The organism is Clostridium sp. (assembly GCF_051278035.1).
Classification (GTDB): Bacteria; Bacillota; Clostridia; order Clostridiales; family Clostridiaceae; genus Clostridium_AD.
On sequence record NZ_JBNMNU010000186.1, the window covers coordinates 1 to 7,936 of the forward strand.

At 32.5% G+C, this 7,936-nt stretch carries 5 protein-coding genes and 1 pseudogene; 1 reads left to right on the top strand and 5 read right to left on the bottom strand.

All coding sequences use genetic code 11. From position 1 onward, the window contains the following. Nucleotides 1-1,580, top strand: a 1,580-nt coding sequence (gene abc-f, locus ACJAX4_RS19935) for a ribosomal protection-like ABC-F family protein (RefSeq protein ID WP_435791186.1), incomplete at its 5' end; no start/stop codon positions are given. Nucleotides 1,581-1,694: 114 nt separating this feature from the next. Here the strand turns inward: abc-f and ACJAX4_RS19940 are convergent. From ACJAX4_RS19940 to ACJAX4_RS19960, 5 genes and pseudogenes are all read right to left on the bottom strand, one after another. Beyond that, complete coding sequence (locus tag ACJAX4_RS19940) at nt 1,695-2,966, bottom strand: M14 family zinc carboxypeptidase (RefSeq protein WP_435791187.1); 1,272 nt, start codon at nt 2,964-2,966, stop codon at nt 1,695-1,697. A gap of 505 nt (nt 2,967-3,471) precedes the next feature. Further along, nucleotides 3,472-4,260: an OAM dimerization domain-containing protein gene (locus tag ACJAX4_RS19945; protein WP_435791188.1), complete on the bottom strand. Its 789-nt coding sequence runs from the start codon at nt 4,258-4,260 to the stop codon at nt 3,472-3,474. Continuing rightward, a complete protein-coding gene (locus tag ACJAX4_RS19950; RefSeq protein WP_435791189.1) occupies nt 4,260-5,816 on the bottom strand; it encodes a lysine 5,6-aminomutase subunit alpha in 1,557 nt (518 codons plus the stop codon). Before ACJAX4_RS19950 ends, ACJAX4_RS19945 begins: the two co-directional genes overlap by 1 nt. 1 nt (nt 5,817) lies before the next feature. After that, a complete protein-coding gene (locus tag ACJAX4_RS19955; RefSeq protein WP_435791190.1) occupies nt 5,818-7,287 on the bottom strand; it encodes a MutS-related protein in 1,470 nt (489 codons plus the stop codon). Between the two features lies 1 nt (nt 7,288). Further along, nucleotides 7,289-7,936, bottom strand: a pseudogene (locus tag ACJAX4_RS19960) (hypothetical protein); the annotation flags it as partial.

Here is a 7,936-nt window from a genome sequence, read left to right on the forward strand (position 1 = left end):
GAGAAGAATATCATAATAAAATAATAAAAGAATATACATTAACTTCTGAACTTTACAATAATCGTGGAGGATACACATATAAATCTGAAATTAGTAGAGTTCTAAAAGGCCTTGGCTTTATGGAAGATGATTATAATAAACCAATAAGCATATTAAGCGGTGGACAAAAGACTAGGGTTGCATTATGTAAATTACTACTTAAAAGCCCGGATATACTTTTACTTGATGAACCTACTAACCACCTAGACTTAAGTGCTATAGAATGGTTAGAAGATTATTTAATATCCTATAAAGGAACTATGTTTATAATCTCCCATGATAGATTTTTCTTGGATGCTATTACTAATAGAACTTTTGAACTTATTAATGGTCATGTAGATTGTTATAATGGAAGCTATACAAGTTTTATTGATCTAAAGAAGATAAATTATGCTATTCAATTAAAAGCATACAATTTACAGAAGTCAGAATTAAAAAGACAAGAAGATATTATAACTAAATATAGATCCTTTAACCGAGAGAAAAGTGTAAGAGCTGCAGATAGCAGGCAAAAATCCTTAGACAAAGTTAAGCGGATTGATTCTCCTGATAAAGATCCTAGGGGAACTAATATTAACTTTGAAACAGAAATCAAAAGTGGTAATGATGTTCTTCATATAGAAAATTTATCAAAACGATTTGGATCCAATCTTTTGTTCGAAAATTTGGATTTGGATATAAAAAGGTCAGAAAAAATCGCTCTTATTGGAGAAAACGGGCGAGGTAAAACCACTCTTTTTAAAATTATAATGGATAAACTTAAAAGTGATACCGGCATAAAAGTATTAGGAAAAAGTATTTTTATAGGATATTATGACCAAGAACAATCAGATTTAAATGAAGAAAAAACTATAATAGATGAGGTTTGGGATGAATTTCCTAAGCTTACTACTACAGAGCTTCGGACTTCTCTTGCTGCATTCCTATTTCTAGGTGAAGACGTATTTAAAAATATATCTTCTCTAAGTGGCGGAGAAAGATGTAGGGTAAACCTGCTAAAAATCATGCTATCTAAAGCGAATTTCTTACTATTAGATGAACCAACAAATCACTTAGATATTATGTCTCGTGAAGCTTTAGAGGATTCAATACTAGGGTATGATGGTACCGTTATTGTAATATCTCATGATAGATATTTCCTAAACAAGGTAATCACTAAAATACTTGAATTAAACCAAGATGGGCTAAAAGAATATTTAGGTAATTATAACTATTATATAGAAAAAAAGAAAAACCCTCAAAGGTTTCAAGTAGAAGAAGACCATGTAGGCCTTTCAAAAACACAAATTAATTTTAATAAAAAGAAAAAGAGAGAGGTTGAAAAACTAGAAAAACAAAAGAAAACAGATTTTAAATCTATAGAAGATAGCATCTCATCTATAGAACAAGAATTAGAAAAATTTCAGAATGACCTTTGCCTTGAAGAGATTTATTCAAATCCTAGTAGATGTGAGGATATAAATAATCAAATTACAAATACTGAAAAAGAACTTGAAGTTCTTTATGCAGCTTGGGGAGAATTTATAGATAACGATGAATAAAAAGATATGAAATTTATTTTATTAACTTCTAAAGGTTCGGCATGTAGAATGCGAAAGATACTTTTCGTACATAATCCATACCGAACCTTGATGATTATCTATATTTATAAATAGTTAAACTAATGCCCCCTCAAGTAGTACTTTGATATTATCCTTATAAATTCCATTGAACTGGCTTATCGGAAGAGGATTTTCTCCAAATCCAACTTCAACGGTGTACCCAGGCCTTCTATATTTTTCTATAAACCAATCTTTATATCCTGCATAGCTTGTAATCCCATAGGTCTCTTCTAATTGATAACCACTTAAACTAGAAAATATCTCTCCTATTCTCCTCGCCTCCGAGCTAGCCAAATTTTGATAATTCCAGTATATTACCTCCCCTTGACTGTGATAGGCTATTACCAATCTAAAATTGTTCTTCCGCGTGAAATCTGCTACGGCCTTAGATTCTGATTCTGATTCTGGTGCAGTACCTGAATATCTTGTAGGCCCTGGTCCAAATACACCATAGGTTTTTTCTGCTTCCTTCGACTGTTGCCACATAGCATCATAGTTATGATTAAGGTCAACGCCTCGAGTATTAGCACTCCAAGTTCTAGAAAAATCAGTACTCCCATTATTCCACACAATTAAATCATTGTAGTATGGGTTGCCCCTATTTAATCCATTAAGCACTAAATCAACCCCATCTGGATTTACCATAGGTATTACGTATATACTACTATTGTTCCATATATCCTTAAGATTATATCCTTCTAAATTTTGACCTGAAGCATAAGCTTTAGAAAAATTTTCAATAAACTTCATTAAAAGCATACTTGTTATCCATTCAATACCGTGATGAGCTCCATTGTAAAAAACTTTATTAGGTCCATTGCCAAGTTTTACATAATACAGTTCTCTCCCTAGTTCACTCTTGCCTGCACTTGCAACCTGAATAAATGGATATCTAGCCTTTAGACCTTCTAAATCTCTTTTCATAATATCATAAGTATAATCAATATTTGTATAAACCACCTCTAATGAATAAGGAACTATAATTTCCCGCCCTATTTGCAAATTATTAGGATTTATTGCAGGGTTAGCAGTAATTATACTTAGAACAGTTGTGCCATACCTCCTTGCTATAAGATATAGTGTATCTCCCGGTCTAATTCTATAAGTATCATAACCTATTAAGAATCTATTCATAAGCTTATAAGTAACTTCATCTAGTACTCCTGTAGGTACTAAGCTAAAATATCTTTGGAACTTCTGTACTCCCGCTGCAGTTTTAGGTCCGTATATCCCGTCGAGTGACCCTACATCATACCCTATTTTGTTTAGTAATGATTGTATTTCCATCACAGCTGTTCCTCTAGATCCTATCTTTAGGATTTGCAAATTTACCCTCCTAAAATTTCTTATAGTGCTATAGTATGAAATTAACGAAGAAATGTTACAGTTTCAATAAAAAATAAGCCTAAATTTATCCTTATTATTCTACCCTATGAATAATGTATTAGTTAAAATAATTCCAACTATTAATATTACCATACCTGAAATTGCAAATAATTTTTCTTTGGAACGCGCTTTCATTTTATCCCACCTCAGTATTAACATTTATAGATTTTTATAAGTGTTTTACATAGATTAGATGATAAAAAGTTAAAAAAGTTTCATAAGAATGAAACTTTTTTGAAAATCGTTTTCTAATTTATAAATAATCACTCTGCTCTCATAGCAGTTGCACTTTATATTTTTATTAAAATAACAAAATGAAAACTCGTTAATCATTTATATTACACGTGTTTAGGGGGGTGTGTAGTAACAGGACATAATTTCCCGTTACTACACACCCCCTTAATACTATCAATTAAAGTTTGCATTCCAGATAAGGGTTATTCTTTTAAAAAAGCCCCCTAGCAACCATTTCAGTAATAGCAAAACTTGCTACATCGTTAGCAAATTTTCCAGGTCCAAAACCTGCATCGTATCCAAGCTCTTTTGCAAGTTCATGAGTTATTCTTGGACCTCCACAAATTAAAATAACTTTATCTCTAATTCCTTCAGCTTCTAATAATTCCACTAAATTTGTAAGGTTTTGGATATGCACATCTCTTTGAGTAACTGTTTGAGAAACTAAAAGAACATCTGCCTTAAGCTCAATAGCTTTTTTAATAAATTCTTCGTTCTCAACTTGACTTCCTAAATTATAAGCTTCTATCATAGGGTATCTCTCAAGGCCATAGTGCCCTGCAAATCCCTTGATGTTCATTACAGCATCTATACCAACTGTATGAGCATCTGTACCTGTACTAGCTCCAATTATTACAACTTCACGTTTAATATTTTCACTTATATATTCTCCAACCTCACTCATATCCATTACTTCACCTTCTACGATTTGAACATGAATTTCTTCATAGTTTACAGTATGTGTTAATGAACCATAAATCACATAGAAACTAAATTCTTTATCCAAAGAACCATGATGAGCACAGTTTGGATCTTTGAGCCCCATAGATTTTGCAAGTTGTATTGCAGCTTCTGCTCCTTTTTCATTATCCTCTACTGGAAGTGTAAAGCTCACTTGAACCTTACCATCATTCATAGTATCTCCATAGGGGTTAAGCTTTGTTAAATCTAAATTTTTATCATAATCTTTAACTTCTAATGAATATTGTCCTTCGCTCATTATTCATTCCCTCCTAACATTAACTCTATAAATGGGTTGAAGTAAGTTTTTTCTTTTTCTACAACTCCTGCAAGACCCTTTCCACCAGCTAGAGGTCTCTTAATCCCAGCAAATTTCCCTTGCTCAAGTGTGCTGAATAAACCATCTTTTTCAATTTCTCCAATTAAATCTGCAGCCTTATTTAATACTTCGTCCACTCTTGTTTCCATTATGCCACCAGATTTAAAGGTGATTTCAGATCCTAAATCCTTCATAGTTCTAAATATATATTGAGCATTATCTATTGATATCGCTCTGTCTGACATAAATGGAGTGTGTATTGCTTCTGTAATCATTCCAAGTAGATGTAATTTTTGTCCTGTGATAACAGTAACCATGTTGAATAATGAATCTTGTACTTGTCCCTTAAATATATCTCCTGTCTTAAACTTAGTTGGAGGCATATATTTTAGTGGAGCTTTCGGAAAAATTTCTCGTGCCATTTGTGCCTGTGCGAGTTCAAGTAAGAAACCATTTTCAACTTCTGGGCTTATCTCAAATGCATGTCCAAGTCCCATTTGTTCTTCTGGTATTCCAGCAACCAATGCAAATTGCTCATTTATAAATTGAGAAGCAAGTACAGTGTGAGCTTCTTCTACTGCATCTGATGTAGTTAAATAGTTATCTTCTCCGGTATTTATTATAACTCCAGCAAATCCATTTATTATTCTTGAAAAATATTGATCAACTATAGTTCTTTGCATATTAATATCTCTGAAAAGGATTCCATATAGTGCATCATTAAGCATTACATCTAGTCTTTCTATAGCTCCCATAGCTGCTATTTCAGGCATACATAAACCAGAACAATAGTTACAAAGCCTTATATACCTTCCAAGTTCCTCTCCTACCTCATCAAGTGCTAATCTCATAAGTCTGAAGTTTTCTTGTGTTGCAAGTGTACCTCCAGTACCTTCTGTTGTAGCTCCATAGGGAACGAAGTCGAGTAAACTTTGACCAGTACTTCTTATAACTGCTATTACATCTGCGCCTTGCTTTGCAGCTGCTAATGCTTGGGTTATATCTTCGTGAATATTACCTGTAGCAACTATTGCATAAAGGAGTGGACCAGTCTTATCACCGAATTTTTCAAGATACGATTCTCTCTTTCCTCTATTATCACTAATTTTAGTAACCATAGCTTTAGCCACTTTATCTACAGCCATTTTAATTTCAAATTCATCATGCATAGAAAGTTTAGTTAAATCCATTTCACCTTTTGATACTTTTACCGCAATTTCTTGTGGGGAAAGACCAGTTTCAACCATAGCATTCCCAATAAACATCGAAGCACCAAGTGCTAATCCATTACCATTTTTAATGTTATCCACTACTACATTTGGAATCGGTACTCCAGTCTCATCTACCCCATCAATACCTAAAAGTCTACACACAGTCCTTTCTACTGTTACTGTGGTATGTATGTCAATAAATTCCTGAGTGTCTTTTGCTATGTTTTTAGCTGATTGTCTAGCTTTTTCAACCACAGCCCAATTTAAATTTAATTTGCTTTCCATTTTAGTCCTCCTCATTATAAAAACTTTTTGCAATATCTATTATTTCATTTTCAAGACCTAATAATACTGCTATATTAAGTGCATCTTTTGGAACTTCATTTTCTTTTGAAACCTTCTCTAGCGTGTAATCCATATGCTCTTGTATTATTTCTACAGAATGAGTTTTATTTTCATCTATCTTATATTTCAGAGCATTAAAGTCTACTTTTTTAAGTCCCATTACTTGGTAGTGTTCCATATTAGCCTCAACTACTCCATCATAATGAGTTGAGATTAAGCTAACCGATTGAAATTTACACAAGTATTTAGACAGAGATTTCACAAGGTAGTATCCTTCTTTTGGGTTAGTACCCCTAGCAAACTCATCTAAGGCTATAAATCCATTCTCCATTTTTGCACACTCTACCACATCTTTTAACTTTATTATTTCTGCTCCAAATGTACTGAGCCCCTTGGAAATGGATTGCATATCATCTGATACAAAATGAATAAAATCTAATATTGGAAATTGTGCTTTTTCTGCGAATACAAAAAAGCCCATTTGACCAAGTAGTAAATTCAGAACAATAGTCTTTAGTGTAACACTTTTCCCACCCATATTAGCACCAGTTATAATAGTTGTACCCGCATTTAGATCTATACTAACTGGGGTAAATACTTTATTACCTTTTTCTAATATCCCATTAATTTTAGGATTAAAGGCACTATCAAGGTTAATTTTCATTTCATCACAAATTTCTGGCCTTGTCCCATTATAAGCAATGGATAAATTCGCTTTAGCAATTAAAAAGTCTAATCTACCTATAGCTTTTATATTCTGGTTTATAACCTTAGTTTCTTTAGAAATTTGAAATGTTAACTCTTTTCTAATTCTTAATTCTTCTTCTTCTTCCTCAATAACTAAATCTAACCGTTGCTGTTTTAACTGATTTGTTTTTTCCTGGTTTTTCGAAGTAAAGATTTCTTTTTCCTTTTGTTTTTTAGCATCCCTTACGAATTTCAATGTTTCGGAATATTCATCATAAACGTAAAAAGTAGGTATTCCCTTCCCCTGTGGGTCTAAGATAGAAATAATTTCTTCTAAAGAGTTTAGATGAACCTCTCTTATATCAAGGTGTAATTTCTCCAATACATTTTTTAATTCTGATACTAATATTGAAAAATATTTAATTTCGTATAATTCAACTTCATCTAATGTTTGTACTTCACTACATCTTTTAATAGAATTTCTAATATCTTTGAGTCTACAAAATATTCTTCCTATGACATTATACTCTTCAATATGAGAATTCATTGATTTAATTATATTTTCTATGCCATTTAATTCATGGGTTAATTTATTTATTTCTGAAGATTTAAATGGCTTAATATTTCTTCTTTCGTGAAGCCCGTAAGAAGTAATTATACCAAGTTTGTCCATAACAAAAGAAAATCCAATTTGCTCTCTCTGCTGCTCATCTAAAAATTTCATTTTACTCCCCTCCGATCACATCAAATACAGGTACGTTTAAATTATTCCTAAGTCCATCTAAAAACTGATGTTTATCAAATTCATACCCATAAGGTGATTTGGGATTGGATGTAACACATACAATATTAATTTTATTTATTGTTTTTATGACCCCACCTTGTTTTTTGAATTTATAAAAGATGTCCCTAGTCAAAAACACCTTTGTTCCATCTTCAACTAGGAAAATCACTCCTTTATATCCATTTGTCGATGCCATGATATCTTCCAAAAGTTTATCCGAAACTACACCCTTAATAACTACACAGGTTGTATTTCCATCTAAATGCCCAACAATTTCCTTAGAAGATCCTAATGATGTAAGTACATCTAGCATTTTTATAGTATTATCTCTGCGAATAATCCCTATTCTTCCAATGCGCAAAATTTCCTTGGCCAGCTTCAATATGCTCATATCGTTTTCATTTTCTAATGATAGTAGTTGGGCCGTATGACTGGTTTCTTCTATGACTTTCATCATACTTCTTGACAGCGCTGCTCCAGTTGATAAAATTGTAGCGTCAGTAATTGATGGGGAAGCGAAGGTTTTTCTATTAAGGGCACCATCAACAATTACTAGCTGACTTCCAAACCTCTTAAGTTCATCACATAT